The organism is Pseudarthrobacter sp. TRD_SC_9 (assembly GCF_055361265.1).
The window spans coordinates 1,858,656-1,885,173 of record NZ_CM143956.1 but is presented as its reverse complement, the minus strand read 5'-3'; the positions used below and the strand labels follow the sequence as shown (position 1 = coordinate 1,885,173).

At 63.1% G+C, this 26,518-nt stretch carries 25 protein-coding genes; 10 read left to right on the top strand and 15 right to left on the bottom strand.

The genetic code is table 11. The annotated features are described in order from the left end of the window. The first annotated feature begins 7 nt into the window (after window positions 1-7). Window positions 8-904, top strand: coding sequence for a KPN_02809 family neutral zinc metallopeptidase (ypfJ, locus tag ACWA13_RS08805; RefSeq protein WP_463937740.1), 897 nt, complete (start codon window positions 8-10; stop codon window positions 902-904). An 87-nt stretch (window positions 905-991) separates the two neighbouring features. On the opposite strand, the gene ACWA13_RS08800 is transcribed toward ypfJ, so the two are convergent. From ACWA13_RS08800 to ACWA13_RS08780, 5 genes are read right to left on the bottom strand one after another with little or no spacing between them, the layout of a single operon-like run. Then, complete coding sequence (locus ACWA13_RS08800) at window positions 992-1,324, bottom strand: metal-sulfur cluster assembly factor (protein WP_463937739.1); 333 nt, start codon at window positions 1,322-1,324, stop codon at window positions 992-994. 13 nt (window positions 1,325-1,337) lie between these two features. After that, window positions 1,338-2,123, bottom strand: coding sequence for a Fe-S cluster assembly ATPase SufC (gene sufC / locus ACWA13_RS08795; RefSeq protein WP_463937737.1), 786 nt, complete (start codon window positions 2,121-2,123; stop codon window positions 1,338-1,340). Between the two features lie 59 nt (window positions 2,124-2,182). Next, window positions 2,183-3,469 (bottom strand): Fe-S cluster assembly protein SufD, encoded by a 1,287-nt coding sequence (gene sufD / locus ACWA13_RS08790; protein WP_463937736.1) that lies wholly within the window; start codon window positions 3,467-3,469, stop codon window positions 2,183-2,185. 2 nt (window positions 3,470-3,471) lie between these two features. After that, entirely contained in the window at window positions 3,472-4,935 is a 1,464-nt protein-coding gene (gene sufB, locus ACWA13_RS08785) for a Fe-S cluster assembly protein SufB (protein ID WP_463937735.1), read from the bottom strand. After that, a complete protein-coding gene (locus ACWA13_RS08780) occupies window positions 4,935-5,777 on the bottom strand; it encodes a helix-turn-helix transcriptional regulator (protein ID WP_463937734.1) in 843 nt (280 codons plus the stop codon). The genes sufB and ACWA13_RS08780 overlap by 1 nt, the downstream gene beginning before the upstream one ends. Before the next feature lie 267 nt (window positions 5,778-6,044). Between ACWA13_RS08780 and ACWA13_RS08775 the strand changes: the two genes are divergently transcribed. From ACWA13_RS08775 to ACWA13_RS08765, 3 genes are read left to right on the top strand one after another with little or no spacing between them, the layout of a single operon-like run. Continuing rightward, entirely contained in the window at window positions 6,045-7,016 is a 972-nt protein-coding gene (locus tag ACWA13_RS08775; RefSeq protein WP_463937733.1) for an ABC transporter ATP-binding protein, read from the top strand. Then, window positions 7,013-7,768, top strand: a complete 756-nt coding sequence (locus tag ACWA13_RS08770) for an ABC transporter permease (protein ID WP_463937732.1) — start codon at window positions 7,013-7,015, stop codon at window positions 7,766-7,768. The genes ACWA13_RS08775 and ACWA13_RS08770 overlap by 4 nt, the downstream gene beginning before the upstream one ends. An 8-nt stretch (window positions 7,769-7,776) precedes the next feature. Continuing rightward, a complete protein-coding gene (locus tag ACWA13_RS08765; RefSeq protein WP_463937731.1) occupies window positions 7,777-8,721 on the top strand; it encodes a COX15/CtaA family protein in 945 nt (314 codons plus the stop codon). A 208-nt stretch (window positions 8,722-8,929) separates the two neighbouring features. On the opposite strand, the gene ACWA13_RS08760 is transcribed toward ACWA13_RS08765, so the two are convergent. Beyond that, complete coding sequence (locus tag ACWA13_RS08760) at window positions 8,930-9,907, bottom strand: heme o synthase (RefSeq protein ID WP_463937730.1); 978 nt, start codon at window positions 9,905-9,907, stop codon at window positions 8,930-8,932. 431 nt (window positions 9,908-10,338) lie between these two features. Here ACWA13_RS08760 and tkt point away from each other — a divergent pair, with 431 nt between their 5' ends. From tkt to pgl, 6 genes are read left to right on the top strand one after another with little or no spacing between them, the layout of a single operon-like run. Next, complete coding sequence (tkt, locus tag ACWA13_RS08755; RefSeq protein WP_463937893.1) at window positions 10,339-12,456, top strand: transketolase; 2,118 nt, start codon at window positions 10,339-10,341, stop codon at window positions 12,454-12,456. 24 nt (window positions 12,457-12,480) lie between these two features. After that, window positions 12,481-13,596, top strand: coding sequence for a transaldolase (gene tal, locus ACWA13_RS08750; protein WP_463937729.1), 1,116 nt, complete (start codon window positions 12,481-12,483; stop codon window positions 13,594-13,596). Between the two features lie 6 nt (window positions 13,597-13,602). Beyond that, window positions 13,603-15,237 (top strand): glucose-6-phosphate isomerase, encoded by a 1,635-nt coding sequence (locus tag ACWA13_RS08745; protein WP_463937728.1) that lies wholly within the window; start codon window positions 13,603-13,605, stop codon window positions 15,235-15,237. Between the two features lie 16 nt (window positions 15,238-15,253). Then, entirely contained in the window at window positions 15,254-16,825 is a 1,572-nt protein-coding gene (gene zwf / locus ACWA13_RS08740; RefSeq protein ID WP_463937727.1) for a glucose-6-phosphate dehydrogenase, read from the top strand. Next, the gene (locus tag ACWA13_RS08735; RefSeq protein ID WP_463937726.1) at window positions 16,822-17,763 is read left to right on the top strand and encodes a glucose-6-phosphate dehydrogenase assembly protein OpcA; all 942 of its coding nucleotides are present in this window, start codon (window positions 16,822-16,824) and stop codon (window positions 17,761-17,763) included. Before zwf ends, ACWA13_RS08735 begins: the two co-directional genes overlap by 4 nt. After that, window positions 17,753-18,571, top strand: a complete 819-nt coding sequence (gene pgl / locus ACWA13_RS08730; protein WP_463937725.1) for a 6-phosphogluconolactonase — start codon at window positions 17,753-17,755, stop codon at window positions 18,569-18,571. The genes ACWA13_RS08735 and pgl overlap by 11 nt, the downstream gene beginning before the upstream one ends. On the opposite strand, the gene ACWA13_RS08725 is transcribed toward pgl, so the two are convergent. The 9 genes from ACWA13_RS08725 to rapZ all read right to left on the bottom strand — a co-directional run bounded on the left by ACWA13_RS08725 (window position 18,524) and on the right by rapZ (window position 26,479). Continuing rightward, a complete protein-coding gene (locus ACWA13_RS08725) occupies window positions 18,524-18,883 on the bottom strand; it encodes an RNA polymerase-binding protein RbpA (RefSeq protein ID WP_463937892.1) in 360 nt (119 codons plus the stop codon). The two genes, pgl and ACWA13_RS08725, sit on opposite strands and share 48 nt — an antisense overlap. A gap of 173 nt (window positions 18,884-19,056) precedes the next feature. After that, window positions 19,057-19,314 (bottom strand): preprotein translocase subunit SecG, encoded by a 258-nt coding sequence (secG, locus tag ACWA13_RS08720; RefSeq protein WP_463937724.1) that lies wholly within the window; start codon window positions 19,312-19,314, stop codon window positions 19,057-19,059. Window positions 19,315-19,353: 39 nt separating this feature from the next. Further along, window positions 19,354-20,169: a triose-phosphate isomerase gene (gene tpiA, locus ACWA13_RS08715; protein WP_463937723.1), complete on the bottom strand. Its 816-nt coding sequence runs from the start codon at window positions 20,167-20,169 to the stop codon at window positions 19,354-19,356. A 78-nt stretch (window positions 20,170-20,247) separates the two neighbouring features. Beyond that, a complete protein-coding gene (locus ACWA13_RS08710) occupies window positions 20,248-21,474 on the bottom strand; it encodes a phosphoglycerate kinase (RefSeq protein WP_463937722.1) in 1,227 nt (408 codons plus the stop codon). Between the two features lie 9 nt (window positions 21,475-21,483). Continuing rightward, window positions 21,484-22,494 (bottom strand): type I glyceraldehyde-3-phosphate dehydrogenase, encoded by a 1,011-nt coding sequence (gene gap, locus ACWA13_RS08705; protein ID WP_463937721.1) that lies wholly within the window; start codon window positions 22,492-22,494, stop codon window positions 21,484-21,486. 263 nt (window positions 22,495-22,757) lie between these two features. After that, on the bottom strand, window positions 22,758-23,384 hold the full coding sequence (locus ACWA13_RS08700; protein WP_463937720.1) for a superoxide dismutase: 627 nt from the start codon (window positions 23,382-23,384) through the stop codon (window positions 22,758-22,760). A 165-nt stretch (window positions 23,385-23,549) separates the two neighbouring features. After that, a complete protein-coding gene (gene whiA, locus ACWA13_RS08695; protein WP_463937719.1) occupies window positions 23,550-24,530 on the bottom strand; it encodes a DNA-binding protein WhiA in 981 nt (326 codons plus the stop codon). A gap of 9 nt (window positions 24,531-24,539) precedes the next feature. After that, complete coding sequence (locus ACWA13_RS08690; RefSeq protein WP_463937718.1) at window positions 24,540-25,556, bottom strand: gluconeogenesis factor YvcK family protein; 1,017 nt, start codon at window positions 25,554-25,556, stop codon at window positions 24,540-24,542. Continuing rightward, window positions 25,556-26,479 (bottom strand): RNase adapter RapZ, encoded by a 924-nt coding sequence (gene rapZ / locus ACWA13_RS08685; protein WP_463937717.1) that lies wholly within the window; start codon window positions 26,477-26,479, stop codon window positions 25,556-25,558. Before rapZ ends, ACWA13_RS08690 begins: the two co-directional genes overlap by 1 nt. Window positions 26,480-26,518 lie beyond the last annotated feature (39 nt).

Here is a 26,518-nt window from a genome sequence, read left to right as displayed (position 1 = left end):
TTTCATTATGAGCTTCAATGACAACGTTCGCCTGGATCCCTCGCAGGTGCAGGACCGCCGCGGCCGCGGTATAGGACGCGGCACCAAGATCGGCGGTGGCATTGGCGGAGGCATTGTGGTGCTCCTCCTGGTGCTGCTCGGCGTCGATCCGTCCATGCTGAATGGCCTCACCGGGACGGGCACGGATCAGGGCCAAGGGCAGGAGCAGGCCACCGGTCCCGCCTGCGCCATCGGGGCCGATGCCGACGCCCGCCTTGATTGCCGCATTGTGGGGACCGTCAACAGCCTCAACGCCTTCTGGCCGGACTATTTGGACGATTACGGCGTGCAGTATCCCCGGCCGGAAACCGTAATTTTCGACGGCGCCACCAGCACCGGGTGTGGTAATGCTACGTCCGCCGTGGGACCTTTCTACTGCCCCGCCGATTCCACGGCCTACTTTGATCCGGGGTTCTTCCAGGAGTTGGTGGACCGCTTTGGTTCCTCCGGCGGCCCGTTGGCCCAGGAGTATGTCGTGGCCCATGAATTCGGACACCACGTGCAGAGCATCATCGGCACCCTGGGCTATGCCCAGCAGGATCCACAGGGCCCCGAGTCCGGCGCCGTCAGGGTGGAGCTGCAGGCCGATTGCCTTGCGGGACTGTGGGTCCGCTACGCCACGGAGCAACCCGATCCGCAGACGGGCCAACCCTTCCTTGAACCGCTGACCCAACAGGACCTCAAGGATGCCCTGTCCGCGGCGTCGGCGGTGGGCGATGACCGCATCCAGGAAGCAGCCACCGGACGCGTCTCCCCGGAAGCCTGGACCCACGGCTCCAGTGAGCAGCGCCAGAAATGGTTCTCCGTGGGCTACGAAGGCGGCGACATCAACCAGTGCGACACCTTCGCGGTGGCCACGCCGTAGGGTTCACTCCCCTTAAGACTGGACGACGGCGGCCGGTCACCTTCGCAATGAAGGTGACCGGCCGCCGTCGTACTCAGATAGTGGAGATCAGATGTTGAAGCCGAGGGCCCGCATCTGGTCCTTGCCGTCGTCGGTGATCCGTTCCGGACCCCACGGCGGCATCCAGACCCAATTCAGGCGCCAGTCGTCCACGACGCCGTCCAGCGCCTTGCCTACCTGCTCCTCGAGCACATCCGTGAGAGGGCAGGCAGCCGTGGTGAGCGTCATGTCGATCAGCAGTGCGCCGTCGTCATCGGAATATTTCAGACCGTAGAGCAGCCCGAGGTCAACGATGTTGACGCCCAGTTCGGGGTCGATGACATCCTTGAGCGCCTCCTCGACATCCTCGAGGCTGGTGCGGGCCACATTTGTTTCGGTCATGAGGCGATCCTAACTAGGCCTGCACGGCGGGTGCAACGGCAGCGCCGGCACCGGCCGCGTAACGGTCGTAGCCTTCTTCTTCCAGGCGGTCGGCCAGCTCGGGCCCGCCTTCTTCCACAACCTGACCGTCAACGAAGACGTGAACGAATTCCGGCTTGATGTAGCGCAGGATCCGTGTGTAGTGGGTGATAAGCAGTGTGCCCATCTTGCCTTCGGACTGGGCGCGGTTGACGCCCTCGGAAACGACCTTCAGTGCATCCACGTCAAGGCCTGAGTCGGTCTCATCCAGGATCGCAAACTTCGGCTTGAAGAGTTCCAGCTGCAGGATCTCCACGCGCTTCTTTTCGCCGCCGGAAAAGCCCTCGTTGACGTTGCGCTGCGCGAAGTCGGCGTTGATCCGGAGCTGTTCCATGGCCGACTTAACTTCCTTGGTCCAGGTACGCAATGCCGGAGCCTCGCCATCAATGGCGGTCTTGGCAGTGCGCAGGAAGTTCGTCATGCTGACCCCGGGAACCTCAACCGGGTACTGCATGGCCAGGAACAGGCCGGCCCGCGCGCGCTCGTCCACGCTCATTTCCAGGACGTCTTCACCGTCAAGGGTGATGGAACCGCTGGTCACGATGTAGCGCGGGTGGCCGGCGATGGTGGAAGCCAGGGTGGACTTGCCCGAACCATTCGGACCCATGATGGCGTGGGTTTCACCGGTGCGGATAACCAGGCTGACGCCCTTCAGGATCTCCTTGGTGCCCTGCTCCGTCTCAATGCTGACGTGCAGGTCCTTGATCTCAAGAGTTGACATGCTCTTCTTTCTGGTTGTTCTTAAGTCTTATGCAACAACAGTGCTGATGGCCTGCAGTATCAGTGCTCGCTGGCGGCGAGTTCGCGCTCAACAGCTTCGGTCAGCCGCTCTTCGAGGGCCGGAATCCTGATCTGCTGGATGATCTCGTTGAGGAACCCGCGCACAACGAGGCGGCGGGCAACCTTCTCCGGGATGCCCCGGGCCATGAGGTAAAACAGGTGCTCGTCATCGAAACGGCCGGTTGCGCTGGCGTGGCCTGCACCTGCGATAAGCCCGGTTTCGATTTCCAGGTTGGGCACGGAGTCTGCGCGTGCCCCGTCGGTGAGGACCAGGTTGCGGTTTGCCTCATAGGTATCGGTGCCTTCGGCCTCTTTACGGATGAGGACGTCACCCACCCACACGGTGTGCGCGTTTTTGCCCTGCAGTGCGCCTTTGTAGAGCACGTTGGACTTGCAGTTGGCCACCGCGTGGTCAACGAACAGGCGCTGCTCCAGGTGCTGGCCGGCATCCGCGTAATAGAGGCCGAACATTTCGGCTTCCGCGCCAGTTGCGGTGAACCGTGTCGACGGCGTGATGCGCACCAGGTCTCCGCCGAGTGAAACGGCGATGTGCTTGAACTTGGAGTCCCGGCCCAGGCGGGCCTGCTGCGAGGATGCGTGAACCGCGTCGTCATTCCATTCCTGGAGCGAGATGACGGTGAGCTCTGCGCCGTCTTCAATCAGGATTTCGACGTTCTCGGACACTACTGCGCTGCCCCGGTGTTCCAGGACAACTGTCGCCTTGGAGAACCGCTTGGCGATAATCACGATGTGCTGCGCGGAGGCCTCGGTGCCGGATCCCTCGATGACTACGGATACCTCTCCGCTGACCTGCAGCTCAGCGGGAACCGTGATGACGGTGGCCTCTGCGAAGTTTTCCCAGGCGTTGGCGGAGACACGGTCCTCCGGGATGGCGGCGGAACCGATGCGGGCATCGTCGCGTCCCACCGTTTCGAGGACTACACCCGACGGTGCAACAACGTGCACGGACGGTGCCGCACCGTTGAGGACCTCCGTGTGCAGACCGCGCAGCCGCTTAAGCGGGGTGAAGCGCCAGTCCTCTTCCATGCCGGTCAGTGGCTTGAAGTCTGCCAGCTTGTAGGAGGTGAGCCGCCCGGCACGTGAGCTGTCCGGTACGCCTACGCCCCCGCCGTGGGAGTGGGCCTTGACGGCCTCTCCTGCGAGCGGGGCCTTGGAACCAGCGGCGTTGATCGGGGAAAGGCTTTCGCCTTCCTCGGTGAAACCGTTGATGAACGGCTGGGCTGAGGGCGCGCCGATGCGCGCTTTTTCGGTGGTGATTTCAGTCATCGTTATCCGACGGACCCTTCCATCTGCAGTTCAATCAGGCGGTTCAGCTCAAGTGCGTACTCCATCGGGAGTTCGCGGGCAATCGGCTCGATGAAGCCACGGACGATCATCGCCATGGCCTCGTCTTCGCGCATGCCGCGGGACATCAGGTAGAAGAGCTGTTCTTCGCTGACCCGGGAGACGGTAGCTTCGTGGCCCATCACAACGTCATCCTCGCGGATGTCAATGTACGGGTAAGTGTCCGAGCGGCTGATGGTGTCCACCAACAGCGCGTCACAACGCACGGTATTGGCGGAGTGCTTGGCACCTTCGCGGACCTGGACCAGGCCGCGGTACGCTGCCCGTCCGCCGCCACGGGCCACAGACTTGGAAATGATGGAGCTCTTGGTGTTCGGCGCGATGTGGACCATCTTTGAGCCGGTGTCCTGGTGCTGGCCTGCGCCGGCAAAAGCGATGGACAAGGTCTCGCCCTTGGCGTGCTCACCCACCAGGTAGACGGCTGGGTACTTCATGGTCACCTTGGAGCCGATGTTGCCATCCACCCATTCCATGGTGGCGCCAGCTTCGCAGATGGCGCGCTTGGTCACCAGGTTGTAAACGTTGTTGGACCAGTTCTGGATGGTGGTGTAGCGGACGCGGGCGCCCTTCTTCACGATGATCTCAACCACTGCGGAATGCAGGGAGTCGGATGTGTAGATGGGGGCGGTGCAGCCTTCGATGTAGTGGACGTAGGAGTCCTCGTCGGCGATGATCAAGGTGCGCTCGAACTGGCCCATGTTCTCCGTGTTGATACGGAAGTAGGCCTGCAGCGGGATGTCCACGTGGACGCCCTTGGGAACGTACACAAAGGAGCCACCGGACCAGACGGCCGTGTTCAACGACGCGAACTTGTTGTCGCCAACGGGGATGACGGTGCCGAAGTACTCCTGGAAGATCTCCGGGTGTTCCTTCAGTGCAGTATCGGTGTCGAGGAAAATAACACCCTGCTTCTCGAGGTCCTCACGCAGCTGGTGGTAGACGACCTCGGACTCGTACTGGGCGGCGACACCGGAAACCAGGCGCTGCTTTTCAGCCTCGGGGATGCCGAGCTTGTCGTAGGTGTTCTTGATGTCCTCCGGCAGGTCCTCCCAGCTGGTGGCCTGTTTCTCAGTGGAGCGCACGAAGTACTTGATGTTGTCGAAGTCGATGCCGGACAGGTCCGCGCCCCAGGTGGGCATGGGCTTGCGGTCAAAATACTTCAGGCCCTTGAGGCGAAGGTCCAGCATCCACTGCGGCTCGCTCTTCTTGGACGAGATATCACGGACTACCTCGTCGTTGATACCGCGACGGGCGTTGGCGCCGACGTCGTTCTTGTCAGCCCAGCCGTACTCGTAGGTGCCGATACCATGGAGCTCAGGATTCTTCTCCAGAATCTTTGAGATCACGGTGTCTTCAGCTACCGGCTTCTCTGATAGTTGGTCCGTCATCACGGCCTTCCTTGCTGGCTGGTGGATACTGGTGTCAGGTTGCCGGGAACAGGGCCAGAAGCTTCGGGCTTCGGGACCGCCGGACGGCCTGTTGGAATGTGGGTGGTGCAGACATGTCCGCCGCGGGCGAGCGTGGACAACCTGCGGACATCAACACCGACCAGCCTTGAAAATACTTCGGTTTCGGCGTCGCAGAACTCCGGAAACCGGGCGGCGAGGTGCTGGATTGGGCAGTGTCCCTGGCAGAGCTGAACGCTGGAGAAGGCGGCGGGCAGGGGTGCTTTTGCATCCACGGATGCCGCGGACGCTGCAAATCCGTCGCGGGTCAACGCGGCGGAAAGAGCACGGGCACGGGCGGTGACGTCCTCGCCGGCCTGCTCCATCTCCGGCGCATAGCGGCTCTCCATCTCTGCGAAGCGTTCGGCAGCGAACCGGCGGACAGCTTCTTCCCCGGCCAGGCCCTGGAGCTGGCTGAGCGCCGATACGGCAATATTGAGGTAGTCGTCACCGAGGGAAGACTGGCCCCGGGAACTCAGCACATAGCGGCGTGCCGGACGACCGGCGCCTGCGCTTCCCCTGGCTGCACGTTTCACTTCGATAAGACCATTGCGGGAAAGGCGGTCAAGGTGCCGACGGACCGCCGCGGGGGTAAAGCCCAGCATGTCACCGAGTTCGGCGGCGCTGACCGGGCCGTGCTCCAGGACCGCGCTCAGCACGCGATCGCGGGTGCGCTCATCCGTCTCTGCAGCACTTGGCGCGGCCGGACGCACGGAACCGCGGACGGCACCATTCGTCCCGGGCCCGGCCAAAGGCGCGGAAGCAGTCTTAGTCACGGAATACACAACACAATCATGTCGTAATTTGTTCCAAGCCTCCAGTAAGGCAAGGCTGACCTCAAGCGGTACCAGTGCCGCGGTGGACCATGGGCAACATCCCGCGGTCGGCGGCGACGTCACGGTGATTTACCGCGAACAGAATCCCGGGCAGGCACCGTGAATGATGCGGAATCCGGTGAGCTTTGGGTGATGTGGCAAGTACTGGGCGTGAGGCTGAGCCCGGACGGCTGCTTGAAACGGGTGGACAGCTACTACATCACGTAGAATGCTGGGGTGCGATCCCCCAATTCCCCTGTCCTGGCCATCGATGGGCTCATCAAGGATGTCGGCCCGCTGGCGGCCCTGGACGGCAAGATGCTACGGGTGGTCAGTGACGTATCCATGACAGCGCACGCAGGTCAGGTGACTGCACTGTTGGGAACCAACGGCGCAGGCAAAACCACCACCATAGAGTGCGCCCAAGGCCTGCAGCAACGCTCCGGCGGTCACGTTTCCCTCCTGGGGAGCGATCCGGCCACGGCCAGTGCAGCTTTGCGGTCCAGGGTCGGCGTGATGCTTCAGGACGGCGGACTGCCGCCGTCGGCCCGGCCCATCCCGCTGCTGAAACACATCGCCGGTATGTACCGTAATCCATTGCCCATGGCCGGCCTGGTGGAGCGGCTGGGCATTGACGCCTTCAGTAAGACGACGGTCCGCCGGCTGTCCGGCGGGCAGAAACAGCGACTGGCCCTTGCGGCAGCACTGATCGGCAATCCCGAGGTCTTGTTCCTCGACGAACCAAGCGCTGGCCTTGATCCGCAGTCGCGCCAGCTGGTGTTCGACTACATAGCCGAACTGCGTGATGCCGGCATGGGGATCATCCTGACCACGCACCTGATGGACGACGCCCAGCGGCTGGCCGACTACGTCTACATCATCGACGCCGGCCGCAATGTTGCCGAGGGCACCGTCAGCGAGCTCCTGCAGCACGGCGGATCCACCCAGCCGTCCGGCGAAAGCGTACGGACGCTATATTTCGAGGCCGCCCCAGGCCTGAAACTCGACGGCGTCCTGCCGGAGGTCATCGAAGTCCGTGAAACCCGCGCCGGAAGTTACACCGCCACCGGCTACCTCACACCGGCCCACCTGGCCGCCCTGGCTGCCTTTTGGGAAAGTAAGGACGTTATGCCCGTGTCCATGAGCCTCCAGGCCCGCAGCCTGGAAGATGTATTCCTCGACGTTTCAGCCAGGGATGACGCCCGGTGACCGCCGCAACCCGGCTGCCCGCACCCCTGCTGCGACGCATCCTCCTCCAGGGCAGGTATGAAGCCCAAGCCATGTTGAGCAACGGCGAGCAGCTCATCCTCGCGGTGTTCCTCCCGCTCCTGGCCCTCATCGGACTGGTCATGACTCCGCTCCTCGACGGGCTCGGAGGCTCTAGGGTCAACGTGGCGGTGCCCGGCATCCTGGCGCTCTGCGCGATGTCCACGGCCTTCACCGGCCAGGGCATCGCCACCGGCTTTGACCGGCGGTACGGCGTGCTTCGCTTCCTGTCCACCACGCCGCTGGGTCGCACCGGACTCATCGCCGGCAAGGCCATAGCAGTCCTGGCCGTCCTGGCGATCCAGACGGTGGTGATTACCGCCGTCGCACTTCCCCTGGGCTGGCAGCCGAACGCTGCTGGCATCCTGCCGGGCGCTGTCCTGCTGATACTCGGCGCAGCCGCCTTCACTGCTCTGGGTCTCCTGGTGGCAGGCACGGCCCGGCCGGAAGCCACGCTGGCCGTCACCAACCTGCTGTGGATACTGCTGGGCGCCCTGGGCGGAATTGTCATCCCAGGTGAGCGGCTTCCATCCGCGGCGCAGGCCGTAGTCCCCTACCTTCCTTCGGGTGCGCTCGGCGATGCCCTTCGGGAGGCATTTGGCGCCGGTACGTTCAACGGCCCGGCCGCCCTGATCCTGCTTCTCTGGACACTAATTGCCGGAGCAGCAGCCATTCGATGGTTCAAGTGGAATTGAGAACAAAAGTGAGTACCGCCCCCCGCCTCCCGCAGCTTGCCCGCAGGGTCACGTCACGCCTCCCCACCACCGTGAACTCCAGCGTGCGGCGGCTGTCCGTGCTGTCCCTGATCGGACAGACCATGCTGATTGTCACCGGCGGCGCGGTCCGGCTGACCGCCTCGGGACTGGGCTGCCCCACCTGGCCGAAGTGCACTGAGACCTCGCTGGTGAACACCCCGGAAATGGGCTTGCACGGCTTTATCGAGTTCGGCAACCGGCTGTTAACCTTTGTGCTTGCCACCATCGCCGCTCTGATGCTCGTGTACCTGTGGAACCTGCGCAAGGAACGCAAGGACATGTTCCTCCTGGCACTAGGCCTCCTGGCGAGCATTCCGGCCCAGGCAGTCATCGGCGGGATCACCGTCTGGACCAATCTCAATCCCTGGGTTGTCGGGATGCACTTCCTGGTATCCATGGCACTGGTGGTTTTTGCCACGCTGCTGGTCAACCGCGCCCACGGGCGCACCGGACGCTTTATCGCACAGCCCCTTCCCGCACTTCCCGGAGTCCTGCGCCCGTTGATGACGGCGGTGGCAGCGTGTGCGGCGGCCGCCGTCGTGCTGGGTGTTGTGGTGACTGGTGCCGGCCCGCACGCCGGAGACGCAGACGCACCGCGCAACGGCCTGAACTGGGATCTCGTCTCGCACATCCATGCGGTGCCGGCGTACCTGGTCACAGCCGGCACGCTGTTCGCGGTGTACCTGATCTTCCGGAACAGGATCCCCGGCATTTTCCGTACGGCTGTGCTGCTGCTGATCAGCGTCACCCTCCTGCAGGGTGTCATCGGCTTCACTCAGTACTACAACGGCGTCCCGGCGCTCCTGGTGGGCGCGCACATGCTGGCCGCTGCCTTGTTGATGAGTGCCGCCACCAATGCAGCGGACATCGCGCGCTGCAGCCCGGTCCGCTAAAGGCTCATAGGCCGGTGCGGTAAGGGTTCACAGCGCGTCCTCCGGGTTTCCTCCGGGTTTCCTCCGGGGATTAACGGCTGACGACGGCGGTCCCTCTCAACGGCAAAGGTCTGGCACCACGGTTTAACCGTGGTGCCAGACCTTTGTGCGGGTGCTTCGTTTGTGGGGAACCGGTGTGTCTCTGGTACCGGCAGGGCGAAGCTGGTCCCTAGCCAACCACGATGGCGGATCCCACGAACGGATCCACAGCCAGTGCGATGAACAGCAGGGTGAGGTAGCTAATGGAACCGTGGAAGACTTTCATGGCCCGCTTGTCCGCAATGTCCTCGCGGTGGGCCCGGCCGTACAATGCGTGGGATTCGTAGAGGAACCAGGCGCCGGCGCCTACGGCAACAACCGTGTAAACCCAGCCTGCGCCTCCGGCGGGAATCATCAGCAGTGAGCACGCCACCATGGCCCATGCATACAGGACCACCTGGACGGACACCACCCTGGCGCCTGCAATGGCGCCCAGCATGGGTACCTTGGCGTTCCGGTAATCCTCGCCGTAGCGCATGGACAGCGGCCAGTAGTGCGGCGGCGTCCAGAGGAAAATGACCATGAAGAGGATAATGGCCGGCCACTCCACCGTGTTGGTCACGGCCGCCCAGGCGATCAGGACGGGGAAACAGCCAGCCGCGCCGCCCCAGACGATGTTCTGGGCAGTGCGGCGCTTAAGGATCATGGTGTAAATCACCACGTAAAAGAAGATAGCGCCCAGGCCAAGCCAGGCAGAGAGCGGGTTCGCCCCGAACCACAGGATGGCAATGGCAGCTGCACCCAGGAGTGAAGCGAAGACCAAGGCTTCACGGGGACTGACTTCACCGGTGACCAGCGGCCGCTTCTCCGTCCGGTGCATCAGCTTGTCGATGTCGCGGTCGATGTAGCAGTTGAAGGCACCCGCACTGCCGGCGGCAAAGGCGCCACCCACCAAAGTGGCAAGGATGAGGCCGATGGACGGGAAACCGCGCTCGGCAAAAATCATGGTGGGCAAAGTGCTGACCAGAAGAAGTTCGATGACCCGCGGCTTCGTCAGTGCCAGATAGGCCTTTGCCTTCCGACCCAGACCCGACCGGCCGCTACCGCTCTTCCCCGTTGCCGGTGAGACGTTCAGCGGGGATTCGGTAGTGCTCACGGTCGTAGTCACCCTGTTCTCTGTTGCGTTCCTTGGTGCGTTTTTCAGCACGCCAGCCGCCAATATCATACCGTGCCGTCATAGTGCGGTTCACCCCGGCAACTGTGTCCGTGATCGCAAGGCCCATGCTTCGAGCACATTAACTCAAGCTCACTTGCCGGGAGCCCCGGAGCGGTTCATATAAGGCAAATTTCCGTCCACTTTATGAGATATGCACTGACCGAAGTGTGGAATCCGGCTAAGCTGTGAACTGATCAGCGCACGCAGCGGGCGGGGTTGGAAACCGCATTCCCGGCGGCTGGCGCAGGCGACTGAATGATAGATCAACGTTTCAATGGTGGACGGCTGGTACACATCGCGGCGGGCACCATTATGTGCCCTGTTCCGCACTGTGATTACCGAAGGCCGTCAGCACAGAGAGGGGCCCGGTTTTCGTGCCACATTTGGAAGAGCAAGAACTGTCATGGACCAGTTTGGACCAGCGCGCCGTGGACACCGTCCGCGTCCTCGCTGCGGACGCGGTGGAGAAGGTTGGCAACGGCCATCCCGGTACCGCCATGAGTCTGGCCCCCGCTGCATACCTTCTCTTCCAGAAGCTGATGCGGCATGACCCCCGGAACCCGGAGTGGATCGGCCGCGACCGCTTCGTCCTCTCCCCCGGCCACACCTCCCTCACGCTGTACATCCAGCTGTTCCTGTCAGGTTATGGCCTGGAGCTGGAGGACCTTGAGGCGCTGCGTACCTGGGGTTCGCTGACCCCGGGCCACCCGGAGTACAAGCACACCGCCGGTGTGGAGATCACCACAGGCCCGCTGGGCCAGGGCCTGGCCTCGTCGGTCGGTTTTGCCTACTCCCAGCGCCGGCAACGCGGCCTGTTCGACGCCGATGCCGCCGCCGGCACCAGCCCGTTCGACCACACCATCTGGGTCATCGCCTCCGACGGCGACCTTCAGGAAGGCGTCACCAGCGAGGCCTCCTCGCTGGCCGGCCACCAGGAGTTGGGCAACCTTGTTGTTGTCTACGATGAGAACCACATTTCCATCGAAGACGACACCGACATCGCGTTCACGGAAGACGTCCTGAAGCGCTACGAAGCGTACGGCTGGCACGTCCAGCGTGTTGACTGGACCAAGACCGGCGAATACAAGGAAGACGTGCAGGAGCTCTACTCTGCGCTGCTCGCCGCGAAGGCCGAGACGTCCAAGCCCTCTATCGTGTCGCTGCGGACCATCATTGGCTACCCGGCACCGAAGAAACAGAACACCGGCAAGATCCATGGTTCTGCCCTGGGTGCAGAAGAAGTTGCAGGTTTGAAGTCCGTGCTGGGCTTCGATCCCGAGAAGTCCTTTGACGTTGACCCCGAGGTCCTGGCGCACGCCCGCTCCGTTGCTGACCGTGGCGCTGCCGCCCGTAAGGAATGGGAAGAGTCCTTTAACGCCTGGCAGGCAGCCAACCCGGAAGGTGCGGCGCTCCTGGCCCGCGTCGAGGCCCGCGAGCTTCCAGAAGGCCTCGATGCCGCCCTGCCCGTCTTCGAAGCAGGCAAGGACGTCTCCACCCGCGCAGCATCCGGCAAGGTCCTGAATGCCCTGGGCCCGGTCATGCCTGAACTCTGGGGCGGCTCCGCTGACCTCGCGGAGTCCAACAACACCACCATCGAAGGTTCGCCGTCGTTCGTTCCGGCGTCCAAGCAGACCGACGCCTGGTCAGGCAACCCCTACGGCCGGGTACTCCACTTCGGCATCCGTGAGCACGCCGCTGCATCGATCGTCAACGGCATCAGCCTGCACGGACGGACCCGCGCGTTCTCCGGCACATTCCTGATCTTCAGCGACTACCAGCGTCCGGCCATCCGCCTCGGCGCACTCATGGGAGTTCCGTCGCTGTATGTCTGGACGCACGATTCCATCGGCCTCGGTGAAGACGGCCCCACCCACCAGCCGGTGGAGCAGCTGTCCTCGCTTCGCGCCATCATCGGACTGGACGTCGTCCGTCCCGGCGACGCTAACGAGGTTGCAGTGGCGTGGAAGACCATGCTGGCCAACCACGAAAACCCGGCCGGCATTGTCCTGACCCGCCAGAACATCCCCACCTACGCCCGCGGCGAAAGCGTTGCCGACGGCGATACTTTCGGCTCCGTGGACGGCGTCACCAAGGGCGGTTACGTACTGGCCGAGGCCTCCAGGGACGGCGTTACGGTCCCGGCCGATGTCATCCTGATCGGCACCGGCTCGGAAGTCCAGCTGGCTGTCGAGGCCCGGGAATCACTCCAGGCCGAAGGCATCGCCGCCCGCGTTGTTTCGATGCCCTGCGTTGAATGGTTCAACAAGCAGGACGCCGATTACCGCGAATCCATCCTTCCGGCAGCAGTCAAGGCCCGCGTATCGGTCGAAGCCGGCCTTGCGCTGGGCTGGCGTGAGTTCGTCGGTGACGCCGGCCGTTCCGTTTCGCTCGAGCACTACGGCGCCTCGGCCGACTACAAGCGGCTTTTCCAGGAATTCGGCATCACGGCCGAAGCTGTAGTCGCCGCTGCCAAGGACTCCCTCGCAGGCCTGCAGGCCTGACAACCAATTACAGGAGATAAGAACATGACTACTCCCACCCAGCAACTCTCCGATGCCGGTGTCTCCATCTGGCTCGACGACCTCTCCCGCACTCGCCTGGACACGGGCACGCTGCAGAAGCTGATCGACGAAAAGAACGTCGTCGGCGTCACCACGAACCCGTCCATCTTCCACGCCGCCATCACTGCCGGCACCGATTACGACGCTTTGATCGCCGAGAAGGCAGCAGCAGGCGCGAGCGTCGAAGACACCATCTTCGAAATCACCACCACCGACGTGGCAGATGCCTGCGACCTCTTCGCTCCGGTCGCAGCAGCCACCAATGGCGTGGACGGCCGCGTCTCGATTGAAGTTGATCCGCGACTTGCCTGGGACACGGAAGGCACCATCGCCGAAGCCAAGAGCCTGTACAAGAGGGTCAACAAGGACAACGTCCTGATCAAGATTCCGGCAACGCTTGAAGGCCTGGAAGCCATCACAGCCACCATCGCGGCAGGCATCAGCGTGAACGTGACACTGATCTTCTCCCTCGAGCGCTACCGCGCGGTCATCAACGCCTTCCAGACAGGCCTGGAACAGGCCAAGGAAAACGGCCACGACCTCTCCAAGCTGCACTCCGTGGCGTCCTTCTTCGTCTCCCGCGTTGACAGCGAAATCGACAAGCGCCTTGACGCCATCGGCACCGACGAGGCAAAGGAACTCAAGGGCAAGGCCGCACTGGCCAACGCCCGTCTCGCCTACCAGGTGTATGAGGAACTGTTCTCCACGGAGCGCTGGGCGCTGCTGGCCGAGGCCGGCGCACTTCCCCAGCGCCCTCTGTGGGCTTCTACCGGCGTCAAGGACCCCGCATACGCGGACACCCTGTATGTGACCGAACTGGTTGCCCCCGGCGTCGTCAACACCATGCCCGAAAAGACCCTGGACGCCACTTTTGATCACGGTGTCATCACCGGTGACACCGTCGCGGGTACCTATGCGGAGTCCAATGCGACGCTGGACGCCCTCGAAGGCCTGGGCATTTCCTACAACGACGTCGTCTCAGTCCTGGAAACCGAAGGCCTGGACAAGTTCGTGGCCAGCTGGAAGGAACTGCTGGCGGACGTCGAAGGTGCACTTTCCTCCGCACGGAAGGCTTCCTGACCCACCATGACGTCACTCAGCTTCCACGCCACCGGAGCCGCGCTGCAGGCTATAGAGCAGCACCTTCCAGCCCTGGTCGAGGACCGGATCGCTACGCGGATCTTCGCGAAGGACCCCACGCTGTGGGGTCCCGACGCCGAAGCCGAGTCAGCGGTCCGCCTCGGCTGGGTGGAGGCGGCCAGCGTCTCCCAGCCCCTGGTGGGCAGCATCCTGGAACTTCGCGATGCCCTCCGGGCGGAAGGAGTCACCCGCATCGTCCTATGCGGCATGGGTGGATCCTCGCTGGCTCCGGAGGTCATCGCCGGTACCGCTGGCGTGGAGCTGACAGTCCTGGACAGTACGGACCCGGACCAGGTCAGCGCCGCCCTCGCTGACCGTCTGGACGAGACGGCAATCGTGGTGTCGTCCAAGTCCGGCTCCACACTGGAAACCGACTCGCAGCGCCGTATTTTCGAGCAGGCCTTCACCGATGCCGGGCTTGATGCCAGGAGCCGGATCATCATCGTCACGGATCCCGGCTCACCCCTGGACAAGGCAGCCCGTGAAGCCGGCTACCGCGCCGTCTTCAACGCAGACCCCAATGTGGGTGGTCGCTATTCCGCCCTCACCGCCTTTGGCCTGGTCCCGTCGGGACTTGCGGGCGTAGACATCCAGGCGTTCCTTGACGAAGCCGAGGAAGCCGCCGAAGTCCTCAACGAGGACGCTCCTGAGAACATTGGTCTGCGGCTCGGTGCCGTGCTCGGTGGAACCAACCCGCTGCGGAATAAGGTAGTCATCGCCGAAGACGGGTCGGGCATTGTGGGTTTCGCTGATTGGGCCGAACAGCTCATCGCCGAATCCACCGGAAAGCTCGGCACCGGCGTCCTGCCGGTCGTGGCCGGCCCCACGTCCCCTGAAGTCACAAACGGCGCCGAGGACGTCCTCGTGGTCCGGCTGGTAGGAGCGGATGCCGACGTCGACTTTTCCGGGGACGAAGCCGCCATTGCCGGCGGTCTTGCCGCGCAAATGATGGCGTGGGAGTTTGCTACCGCCGTGGCCGGCCGGTTGCTGGGCATCAACCCCTTTGACCAGCCCGATGTGGAGGCTGCAAAGGTTGCCGCCCGCGGCCTCCTGGACGCACAGCCTGAGCCGACTCCTGCCGAGTTCGTGGACGGCGCCATTGAGGTGCGCGGCGGGGACTGGCTGGGACACGCTTCTTCTGCCTCAGAGGCCGTCAGTGCCCTGCTGGGGCAGCTTGGAACGGGAAGCTACCTGAGCGTCCAGGCCTACTTCGACAGGATCGCCTTCGCATCCCTAGAAGCTGTCCGTGATGAACTTGCCGTCATCAGCGGCCGCCCTGTCACCTTCGGCTGGGGTCCGCGGTTCCTGCATTCCACCGGCCAATTCCACAAGGGTGGACCGGCCGTCGGCGTGTTCCTGCAGGTTACCGCGGCAGCGTCCGCGGACATCGCAATTCCGGATCGGCCCTTTACGTTCGGAGAACTTATCTCCGCACAGGCTGCCGGCGATGCCCAGGTTCTGGAAAGTCATGGCCGGCCCGTCCTGCGGCTGCACCTGACAGACCGGAGCGCGGGTACTGAGCAGCTACGGAAAATCGTTGCAGAACTGGCCGCCCAGGCCTCCTCTGTCCCTGAAAGCTAAGGCAGCACCACACACCATGCCAGAAACTGAAAACGGCACCCGGTCCCAGGCCAGGTCCGGGAAACCCGGGCGCAATCCGCTCCGGGACCCGAGGGACCGCCGCCTGAACCGGATCGCCGGCCCTTCCTCACTGGTCCTCTTCGGCGTCACCGGGGATCTTGCCCGCAAAAAGCTCATGCCGGCCGTCTACGACCTGGCCAACCGTGGGTTGTTGCCTCCCAGCTTCGCGCTGGTGGGCTTCGGCCGCCGCAACTGGAACGATCAGGACTTCGCGGCCGAGGTCAAGGCCTCGGTGAAGTCCTTTGCACGTACCCCGTTCGACGAGGCCGTGTGGAACCAGCTTTCCGAGGGCATTCGTTTTGTCCAGGGAGAATTCGACGACGACGACGCCTTTGAGCGCCTCGGCGATACCGTCGCGGCGCTGGATGAGCAGCGGGGCACTCGCGGTAACCACGCGTTCTACCTGTCCATCCCGCCCAAGGCATTTGAACAGGTCTGCCGGCAGCTGTCCAAACACGGCCTGGCCCAGGCCGACCACGGCCAGTGGCGGCGTGTCGTCATCGAGAAGCCCTTCGGGCACGACCTCGAGTCTGCCCGTCAGCTCAACGACATCGTGGAGTCGGTCTTTCCGCCCGACGCCGTTTTCAGGATTGACCACTACCTGGGCAAAGAGACGGTCCAGAACATCCTGGCCCTGCGCTTCGCCAACCAGCTGTTTGAGCCGCTCTGGAACTCCAACTCCGTTGACCACGTCCAGATCACGATGGCCGAGGACATCGGCACGGGTGGCCGGGCGGGGTATTACGACGGCGTCGGCGCGGCCCGTGACGTCATCCAGAACCACCTCCTCCAGCTGCTGGCGCTGACGGCGATGGAAGAACCGATCTCCTTTAATGCCGATGATCTGCGTGCTGAGAAAGAGAAGGTGCTGGCGGCCGTAAAGCTGCCTGAGGACCTCTCCACACATTCCGCCCGGGGGCAATTCACCGGCGGCTGGCAGGGCGGCGAGCAGGTTCAGGGTTATCTCGAGGAAGAGGGCATTCCTGCCGATTCGAAGACCGAAACGTACGCTGCCATTCGGGTGGATATCAATACCCGGCGCTGGCACGGCGTGCCCTTCTACCTGCGGGCCGGGAAGCGGCTCGGCCGCCGGGTGACGGAAATCGCCGTCGTCTTCAAGCGCGCACCGAATCTGCTGTTCCGGGACCACAGTGAGGACGATTTTGGCCAAAACGCGGTGGTTATCCGCGTGCAGCCCGATGAAGGCGTCACCATCAGGTTCGGTTCCAAGGTTCCCGGGACCCAGATGGAAGTCCGCGATGTCACCATGGACTTCGGTTATGGCCACTCCTTCACGGAGTCCAGCCCTGAAGCCTACGAGCGCCTTATCCTTGACGTGCTCCTGGGCGAACCGCCGCTGTTCCCGCGTCACCAGGAAGTGGAGTTGTCCTGGAAGATCCTTGACCCGTTCGAGGACTACTGGGCCGGGCTGGATGAACAACCCGAACCATACGCACCGGGCAGCTGGGGCCCCGCCTCTGCCGATGAACTCCTGTCCCGCGACGGGCGAACCTGGAGAAGGCCATGATCGTAGATCTTCCGGATACAACAACGTCAAAGATTTCCAAAAAGATCACGTCCCTGCGCGAGCAGGGCGGTGTGATCGCCCTGGGCCGGGTACTGACGCTGGTCGTCGTCACCAAGTCCGGCCTTGAGGAAGAAGCGATCGAAGCAGCCAATGAGGCCAGCCGGGAGCACCCCTGCCGCATTATTGTGCTGGCCGATGCCGGAGCTTCCGCACCCACTCGCCTGGATGCGCAGATCCGCGTGGGCGGCGATGCCGGTGCTTCTGAGGTAATCGTCCTCCGCGGCTATGGTGAGTTGGCTGAAGAAAACGAATCCCTGGTGGCGGCGCTGCTGCTCCCGGACGCCCCGATTGTGGCCTGGTGGTCCCACGGCGCACCGAAGAACGCGTGCGACACCTCCATTGGCCGGATCGCGCACCGCCGGATCACCGATTCAGCCAATGAGGCAGACCCGCAGGCGGCATTGGAGAACATCCGGGCTACCTATAAGGCAGGCGACACCGACCTCGCCTGGACGCGGCTGACCAACTGGCGTATCCAGCTCGCAGCAGTCCTGGACCAGGTGGACCCGGCACCGGTAACGGCTGTGGCCGTAGAAGGCGCATCCGATTCACCCAGCACCATCCTGCTGGCGGCGTGGCTGACACTTGCGCTTGATGCTCCTGTGACCATTGTGGCGGACCCTGCAGGAACCGGCATCCGGCGCGTCCGCCTGAGCCGTTCCAGTGGTGACGTCCAGTTGTTCAGGCCCGGACTCTCCGTGGCCGAACTTACCCAGCCTGGCCAACCCGCCCAGCGCATCACCCTTCCCCGCCGGAGCCTACGCGATTGCCTGGCGGAGGAACTGCGCCGCTTGGACCCGGACGAAGTGTTCGGCGAAGTGATTACTATTGGACTGCCACGTACCAACCTAAGGAGCGTCCGTCCAAGTGAGCGTTGAGCCGCGCGTCAGCATCCATCCCGATTCATCCGTACTGATGGCCGCAATCGCGGCGAGACTGATCACCAAACTGGTAGATGTGCAGGACAAGCACGGATCGGCCACAGTAATCCTCACCGGAGGGACCGTCGGCATCGGATCGTTGAAGGCAGTAGCGTCATCGGCCGCTGCTCCTGCCGTGGACTGGTCCAAAGTAAATTTCTGGTGGGGAGACGAACGTTTCGTCCCGGCGGACAGCCCGGACAGCAATGCCGTCCAGGCATTCGACGCCCTGTTGGCCCACATCCCGGTGGATCCGGAGCGCGTCCACCGGACCGGATCCAGTGACGAGTTCGCGACACCCGAGGAAGCAGCGGCCGACTACGCCGAACGCCTTAGGGCAGCGGCAGCAGCAGAGCACGCTGCAGACATGTCCGATGGCCGCCCCGACCAGCCCGGTGCGCTCCCCCGGTTCGACGTTGTGCTGCTGGGCGTAGGCCCGGACGCGCACGTCGCCTCGCTGTTTCCCGAGCAGGGCGGCATCCGGGAGAAGGAACTGACTGTGGTTGGCGTGCGCAACTCGCCCAAGCCGCCTCCAGAGCGTATCTCCCTGACGCTGCCTGCGATCAACACCGCAGCCGAGGTGTGGATGGTGGTAGCCGGCGAGGATAAAGCCGGGGCCGTCGGTTTGGCCCTGGCAGGGGCCAACCCGGTCCAGGTTCCGGCTGCCGGCCCTTCGGGCACGTCGAGGACGTTGTGGCTTATCGACGAAAACGCGGCCTCACGGGTCCCGGCTCAGCTGGTCCGGAAGGACTTTTCTGGCGCGTAGCCGTTCCAGCGCTCCGGCCAGGACAGCTTCGGCGTCCTGGCCGGAGCGTCGTTCTTTAACGTACTCGAGGTGGCTTTTGTAGCCGTCCTCGGACTGTTCAGCCGGATCAGGTGCGGCTCCATCACGCGAGGCCACATGCCCGCAATGCCGGCAGTCCCACGCTGTGGGGATTTGTTCATCAGGGAGCTTAAGAAAAACAAGCCGCGTCTCATGGCCCCGGTCGCACCAGTAGGACACACGCATACGCGGCACGTTCACTCCCGAAGAGTGGTCGGATTCATTTCTGGGCCCGGTACCTTCATTAACACCCACGCGGGTGCCCCGAAACCCTGAGGCGGCATGTACCACGGGCGACTCCTGGCTGCTCGACTGGCGGCTTAACTGACTGTGGCCGTTGGCAAAGCCAACAGCCACAGTCTAATGCGCAGTCTGTTCCGGCGTCAGGGCCGCAACATGTTTTCCTAAAGTTCCCGGAGTTGCAAGGATCAGGAGTCGCCAGCCCCTGCGAACTTCATGACCAGCCCAAGAGCGATGATCACCAGGCCCCAGGTGACTCCCAGGATGACGGTAAAACGGTTCAGGTTCCGCTCAGCCACGCCGGAAGAACTCAGGCCGGAGCTCATGCCTCCGCCGAACATGTCAGAGAGGCCCCCGCCGCGTCCCTTATGGAGCAGGATCAAGAGGGTCAGCAGAAGGCTGGTTACGCCCAGGATAATCTGCAGGATGACATGAAGAACGTCCACGACGGCCTTTCCAAAGTTGGGATGACGGGAGCCGGCTGATCAACTAGCGGTGAGGTGGCTCTCGAACCTGACAATATTAGCAAACTCAGCAGGGTCCAGGCTTGCACCGCCCACCAACACGCCGTCTACATCGCGTTCGTTGAGGATCGCGGCAACGTTGCTGGCCTTGACCGAGCCGCCATAAAGAAGCCTGACCTTGGCGGCGACTTCCTCGCCAAAGAGTTTGATGAGTTCAGCGCGGATGGCGGCGCACATCTCCTGGGCGTCCTCCGGACCTGCGACTTCGCCGGTGCCAATGGCCCAAACGGGTTCATAAGCCACCACGAGGCTTCCCGCCTGTTCGGCAGAAAGGCCCTCGACGTCGGCACGCAGCTGATCGAGCGTGTGCTCGACGTGGGTGCCCGCCTGGCGGACTTCCAGGCCCTCGCCAACGCATAGGACCGGCGTCAGGCCATGGACGTAGGCGGTCTTGACCTTAGCGTTGAGGACCTCGTCAGACTCGTTGTGGACAGTCCGCCGTTCGCTATGGCCCACCAGCACGTACGTGCACCCCAACTTCGCCAGGAACTGACCGGATATGTCGCCTGTATAGGCTCCCGAATCGAACTGGGAAAGGTCCTGGCCACCGTATTCGATGTCCAGTTCGTCGCCCTGGACCAGTGTTTGCACGCCGCGAAGGTCGGTAAACGGCGGGAACACCGCGACCTCCACGCGGCTGTAGTCGTGCTTGGCATCGCTGAGGGTCCAGGCCAGCTTCTGCAGGAGGGTGATGCCCTGGACGTGGTCCATGTTCATCTTCCAGTTGCCCGCGATCAGCGGCTTACGGTCAAAAGCGCCGTTGGTTGACGTCGTCACATTCTCTCCAAAGTGTGTGAAATGAAGAGGCCGGCAGGCACCGCAACAATCGTTGCTGTATCTGCCGGCCTCCCTTGGCTAGCGGTCCAGGACGCTCAGTCCTGGCAGTTCCTTGCCCTCGAGGTATTCCAGGCTGGCGCCGCCACCTGTTGAAATATGGCCGAACTGGAGGTCATCGAAGCCCAGGGTGCGGACTGCTGCGGCGGAGTCGCCGCCGCCCACCACAGTGAAAGCCTCCGATTCCGTGAGGGCTTTGGCCACGGCACGGGTGCCGTCGGCGAATGCCTCGAACTCGAACACGCCCATAGGTCCGTTCCAGAAGACGGTCCTGGCTGCCTTGATCCGGCCTGCAAATTCCGCGGCTGACTCGGGGCCTATGTCCAGCCCGATGCCGTTTGCGCCGAAGCTGCTTTCCTCGATCGCTTCGGCGCTGACGGTCTGGTGCGCCGCATCCGCCGCGAACTTCTCAGCAACTACCACGTCCACCGGGACTACGAATTCGGTGCCCGCTTCAGCAGCACGCTTGAGGTAGTCCTGCACCACCGGAATCTGGTCGGATTCCAGCAGGCTCGAAGCAACCTTGTGGCCTTGGGCCGCAAGGAAGGTGAAGAGCATGCCGCCACCTACCAGGATGGTGTCTGCCTTGCCCAGGAGGTTGTCGATGACTGCCAGCTTGTCGGACACCTTCGAACCACCGAGGACCACGACGTACGGGCGCTGCGTGTCAGTTGTCAGCTTGCGCAGTACCTCGACTTCCGTGCGCACCAGATCGCCCTGGAAGGACGGAAGGCGAGTGGCGACGTCGTAAACGCTTGCATGCTTACGGTGAACTGCACCGAAGGCATCGTCCACGAACGCGCCGTTCCCGGCAGTCAAACCCACCAGTTCATCTGCGAAGGCGCCACGTTCGGCATCGTCCTTGCTGGTTTCGCGTGGATCGAAGCGAACGTTCTCCAGGACCAGCGCTTCGCCGTCCTTGAGGGAGGCCGCAAGCTCTTTGGCGGAGGGCCCGACCGTGTCCGCGGCAAGGGTGACCGGAAAGCCGGCAAGCTCGGCCAGGCGGGCTGCAGCCGGCTTGCATGAATACTTGTCCTCCGGAGTGCCCTTGGGGCGGCCAAGGTGGGCTGTTACCAGTACGCGCGCACCGGCGTCCGTTAGCTTTTCCAGCACTGGCAGCGAGGCGCGGATGCGGCCGTCGTCAGTGACGGTAGAGCCGTCGAGCGGCACATTCAGGTCACTTCGAACCAGAATGTACCGCCCGCGGACACCTTCAGCGATCAGTTCGTTGAGGGTGTGAAAGGTCATGGACCAACCCTAACCCAGCTTGGAAGCAACAAGCTCGGTCAGGTCTACCAGACGGTTGGAGTAGCCCCATTCGTTGTCATACCAGGAAACGACCTTGACCTGGTTGCCGATGACCTTGGTCAGGCCGGCGTCAAAGATCGACGAAGCGGGATCGCCCACGATATCGGACGAAACAATGGGCTCTTCGGTGTAGGTCAGGAAGCCCATGAGCTCCTCGGATTCCGAGGCTGCCTTGAGGGCTGCGTTGACTTCCTCAACCGTGGTCTCGCGCGAGACGGTGACGGTCAGGTCAGTGGCGGAACCCGTGGGGACCGGCACTCGGATGGCATAACCATCCAGCTTGCCCTTGAGTTCCGGAAGGACCAGGCCGATGGCCTTTGCCGCACCGGTGGAGGTGGGCACCATGTTGATTGCCGCTGCACGGGCCCGGCGAAGATCCTTGTGCGGGCCGTCCTGCAGGTTCTGGTCCGCAGTGTAGGCGTGGATGGTTGTCATCAGGCCACGCTCGATGCCGAAGGTGTCGTTGATGACCTTGGCCAGTGGACCCAGGCAGTTGGTGGTGCACGACGCGTTCGAGATGATGTTGTGGGCGTCGGAATCGTAAAGACCCTCGTTGACGCCCATCACAATCGTGATGTCCTCGTCAGAAGCCGGTGCGGAAATAAGCACCTTTTTTGCGCCGGCATCGATGTGCTTCTGGGCGTCGGCGGCCTTGGTGAAGAACCCGGTGGACTCGATCACGATGTCCACTCCGAGTTCAGCCCAGGGCAGTTTCGCGGGATCGCGCTCGGCCAGAACCTTGATGGTGCGGCCGTCAACAATGATGTTGCCGTCCTTGACCTCGATGGATTCCTTGAGGCGGCCGCCTACAGAGTCGTACTTGAAGAGGTGGGCCAGGGCCTCCGGGCTGGTGAGGTCGTTTACAGCGACGATCTCAAGGTCTGCACCCTGCGCGAGTGCTGCGCGGAAGTAGTTGCGGCCGATGCGGCCGAAGCCATTAATACCAATACGGGTCGTCACTTTTTCAGTCTCCTTGGTGCTCTTGCAAGCACACCTAGTTGAGTCGGGCGTTTAAAGCCAACTAACAGATCCCGCACGCCATTGGGCAGAGATGATTTCAATTCGGAGGGCGACCAGCCACATTGCTGAAGGCTAACCGCCTTCCGTGATCTATCTTACGTTTAAGAACCTCCGCCCCCGCAAGTGCGGGGGCGGAGAGTCCGGATCCCGGTCAGATTCGGCGTGAATGTGACCTTTGTTACAACCAGATGACGCTGAAAAGACTAGGAAAGCGTAATCAGCCCGCTGGCGTTCGTGCGTGCGGCCTCGAAGCGCTTGGCTACGTCGGCCCAGTTAACGATGTTCCAGAACGCCTTGACGTAGTCAGCCTTGACGTTGACGTAATCCAGGTAGAAGGCGTGCTCCCACATGTCCAGCATCAGCAGCGGCGTGGTGCCGACCGCTACGTTGCCCTGCTGGTCGTAAAGCTGCTCGATGACCAGGTTGCCGCCGACGGGCTCGTAGGCCAGGAAGGCCCAGCCAGACCCCTGCAGAGCAAGGGCAGCAGCGCTGAAATGTGCACGGAAGGCATCAAAGGAACCGAAGGCGTCCTCAATGGCAGCAGCAAGCTCGCCCTCAGGCTTGTCGCCGCCGTCCGGAGAAAGGTTGTTCCAGAAGACCGAGTGGTTGACGTGCCCGCCGGTGTGGAAGGCGAGGTCCTTCGAGAGACGGTTGATGTTGGCGAAGTCGCCCTTTTCACGGGCATCAGCCAGCTGGGCCAGCGCGTTGTTGGCGCCCGCGACATAAGCTGCGTGGTGCTTGCTGTGGTGCAGTTCCATGATGCGCGCAGAAATGTGCGGCTCCAGCGCTGCGTAGTCGTAGCTGAGTTCAGGCAGAACGTATTCGGTCACAAAATCCTCCAATGTCGTGGACAGTTGTCCGGTTGGTAACTCTCGGATTGTGCATCCGGATGGCGGTGCATCCGGAAATATAGGGGCGGTCACAGGCCCTGTGCGGCATAACCACCGGGGTCCGGCAGGTATTTCCGCCGCCTGCTCTTGATTCTAGGACGCCGGCTAGTCGTCCAGCATTTCAGGTGTCACATTGGCGTCCGTCCCGGGTATGCCCAGGTCAAGTGCGCGTTTGTCCGCCATGGCCAGCAAACGGCGGATCCGTCCCGCGATGGCGTCTTTGGTCATAATCGGATCGGCCAGGCGGCCGAGTTCATCGAGGCTGGCCTGCTTGTGCGCTACCCGCAGTTCGCCGGCATACTTCAGGTGATCCGGAACATCATCACCGAGGATCTCCAGCGCGCGCTCCACCCTGGCCCCTGCGGCAACTGCGGCCTGTGCGGAGCGACGAAGGTTGGCGTCGTCAAAGTTGGCGAGCCGGTTCGCTGTAGCGCGCACTTCTTTGCGCATCCGGCGTTCTTCCCAGACCATCAGTGCGTCATGGGCACCCATCCGGGTCAGGAGTTCGGCTATGGTGTCGCCGTCGCGGATCACAACACGGTCCACGCCCCTGACCTCACGGGCCTTCGCCTGGATGCCAAGGCGACGGGCTGCACCGACCAGCGCCAGCGCCGATTCAGGGCCGGGGCACGTCACCTCCATGGCGGACGAACGCCCGGGCTCAGTAAGCGAACCATGTGCAAGGAAGGCACCACGCCAGACGGCTTCGGCGTCTGCGGCAGAGCCATTGACGACGGCAGATGGCAACCCACGGACAGGACGTCCCCTGCCGTCCAGCAGGCCGGTCTGCCGTGCCAGGGCTTCACCGTCACGGACTACACGCACCACATAGCGGTTGCCTCGCCGCAGGCCGCCGCCCGAGACCACAATGATTTCGCTCTGGTGTCCATAGACCTCGGCGATGGCAGCACGTAGGCGGCGGGCCGTGGAAGCCAGGTCGACTTCCGCTTCAATCACGATCCTGCCGGAAATAATGTGCAGTCCTCCGGCAAACCGAAGCATGGCCGATACCTCGGCTTTACGGACTGAGGACTTCTTGATGTCCAGCCGGGAAAGCTCTTCCTTAACCGATGATGTCAGTGCCATGGCACCTTCCTAACTGTTCCCGAAAATATCGTGGTACGCCGCGGCAAGCCGCAAGGGATCATGGACAGGCCGCCGTCCCGCGGCCCCAACTCTACCCAAGACCACCTCGGCACCGATCATTCCTGCCGCCTTCTCGAATTCCGCCCTGTCCGAAACTGAGGCAGGATCTGCAAGGACGACGTCGACACTGAAGCCGGGCGCGTAATTCCGCAGGGCATACAGGTGGTCAGCGGCAGTCATCCCGCTGGTTTCTTTGGTGTCGGTAGCCAGGTTCATGGTCAGACAGCGCTTGGCAGGTGTGTCACAGAGCGCCTGGCGCATTTCCGGCAGCAGCAGGTGCGGCAGGACGGAGGTGTACCAGGAGCCAGGTCCCAGCACCACCCAGTCAGCCAACTCAATTGCCGTCAGTGCCTCGACGCACGCCGGCGCGGCTTCCGGCAGCAGCCGGACCCGTTCCAACGAACCCGCGACAGCACACCGCGCCTGCCCGCTGATAGTCTGAAGGGCCCATTCTCCGTCCGGGGCTGTCACTCTGATGTCGCCTTCGATGGTCAGTGGAACGGTTGACATGGGCAGCACCTGGCCTCGGGCACCCAGAAGGGCGCCGGCCCATTTGAGGCCGTCGACGGCGTCGCCCAGCAATTCCCAGAGAGTCACAATGAGGAGATTCCCCATGGCGTGCTCATCCAGGGCGCCCGGTTTGCCGTTCGCAGGGCGGAACCTGTGCTGCATGACATCACGCCAGGTGCGGCCCCAGTCGGTGTCGTCACACAAGGCGGACAGTGCCATGCGCAGATCGCCAGGAGGCAGGACACCGTATTCCTCGCGCAGGCGGCCCGACGAGCCGCCGTCGTCTGCCACCGTCACAACCGCAGTCAGCTCCGACGTCAGCAGCCGCAGGGCCGACAGAGAGGCCGACAGCCCGTGTCCGCCGCCGAGGGCAACTACGGTAGGGCCTTTGGACTGTTGGTTCGAGGAGGACTTGGCAGGAGGAATGAGCGGCAGCGGCCCGGTCAGCATCCCCATTACTCCCTACCCAGGTCCCGATGAGTGGTGGTTACGGTGACCCGCGGAAACTGTGCCAGCCGTTTCGAAAGTTCAGCGGCGACCGCCACCGAGCGGTGCTTTCCGCCGGTACAGCCCACGGCGATCGTGGCGTAATGCTTGTTCTCACGCCGGTAGCCGTCCAGCACCGGTTCCAGCGCCAGGACATAGCGGTCCACGAACTCGGCGACGCCCTCAGCTTCGAGGACGTAATCGCTGACAGGCTTATCGAGACCGGTGTGCGGGCGAAGCTGGGGCACCCAGTGCGGGTTGGGGATGAACCTGACATCAGCGACGTAGTTGGCGTCCACCGGCAGGCCGTACTTGAAACCGAAGCTCATCACATTGAGCCGCAGTGCCACCGGGCCGGAGTCGCTGAAGAGTTCCGTGATGGCGGTCGCGAGCCCGTGGACATTGAGGCTCGATGTGTCCAACACCAGGTCAGATGAGTCCTTCAACTCCTTCAGTACTTCACGTTCGGTGGCAATGCCATCCAGGATCCGCCCTCCGCCCTGGAGCGGATGGGGGCGCCGGCCCTGTTCGAACCGGCGCACCAGGACGTCGTCCTTGGCATCGAGGAACAATACCCTGAACTTCACCCCACTGGCTTCCAGAGCACCGAGGGAGGCCCGGATATCTGCAAAGAGGCCCTTGCTGCGGACATCCATCACTACGGCCAGCCTGGGAATGGACTGCGGCGCATGCGAAACCAACCCTGCCAGGGTTCCGAGCATCTGCGGCGGCAGGTTTTCGACTACATACCAGCCGTGGTCCTCCAGGGCATCGGCGGCGGTGCTGCGGCCGGCCCCGGACATTCCCGTGACCACGAGCAGTTCGGATTCGAGGGGCTTGACCGGCCTGAGGCCGTTGTGCTCAGTCCCGGAATCCGCCGTCGTCTCTGCCATTAATCGTGCTCCGTCTCTGCAATATCTCTGCGATGTCTC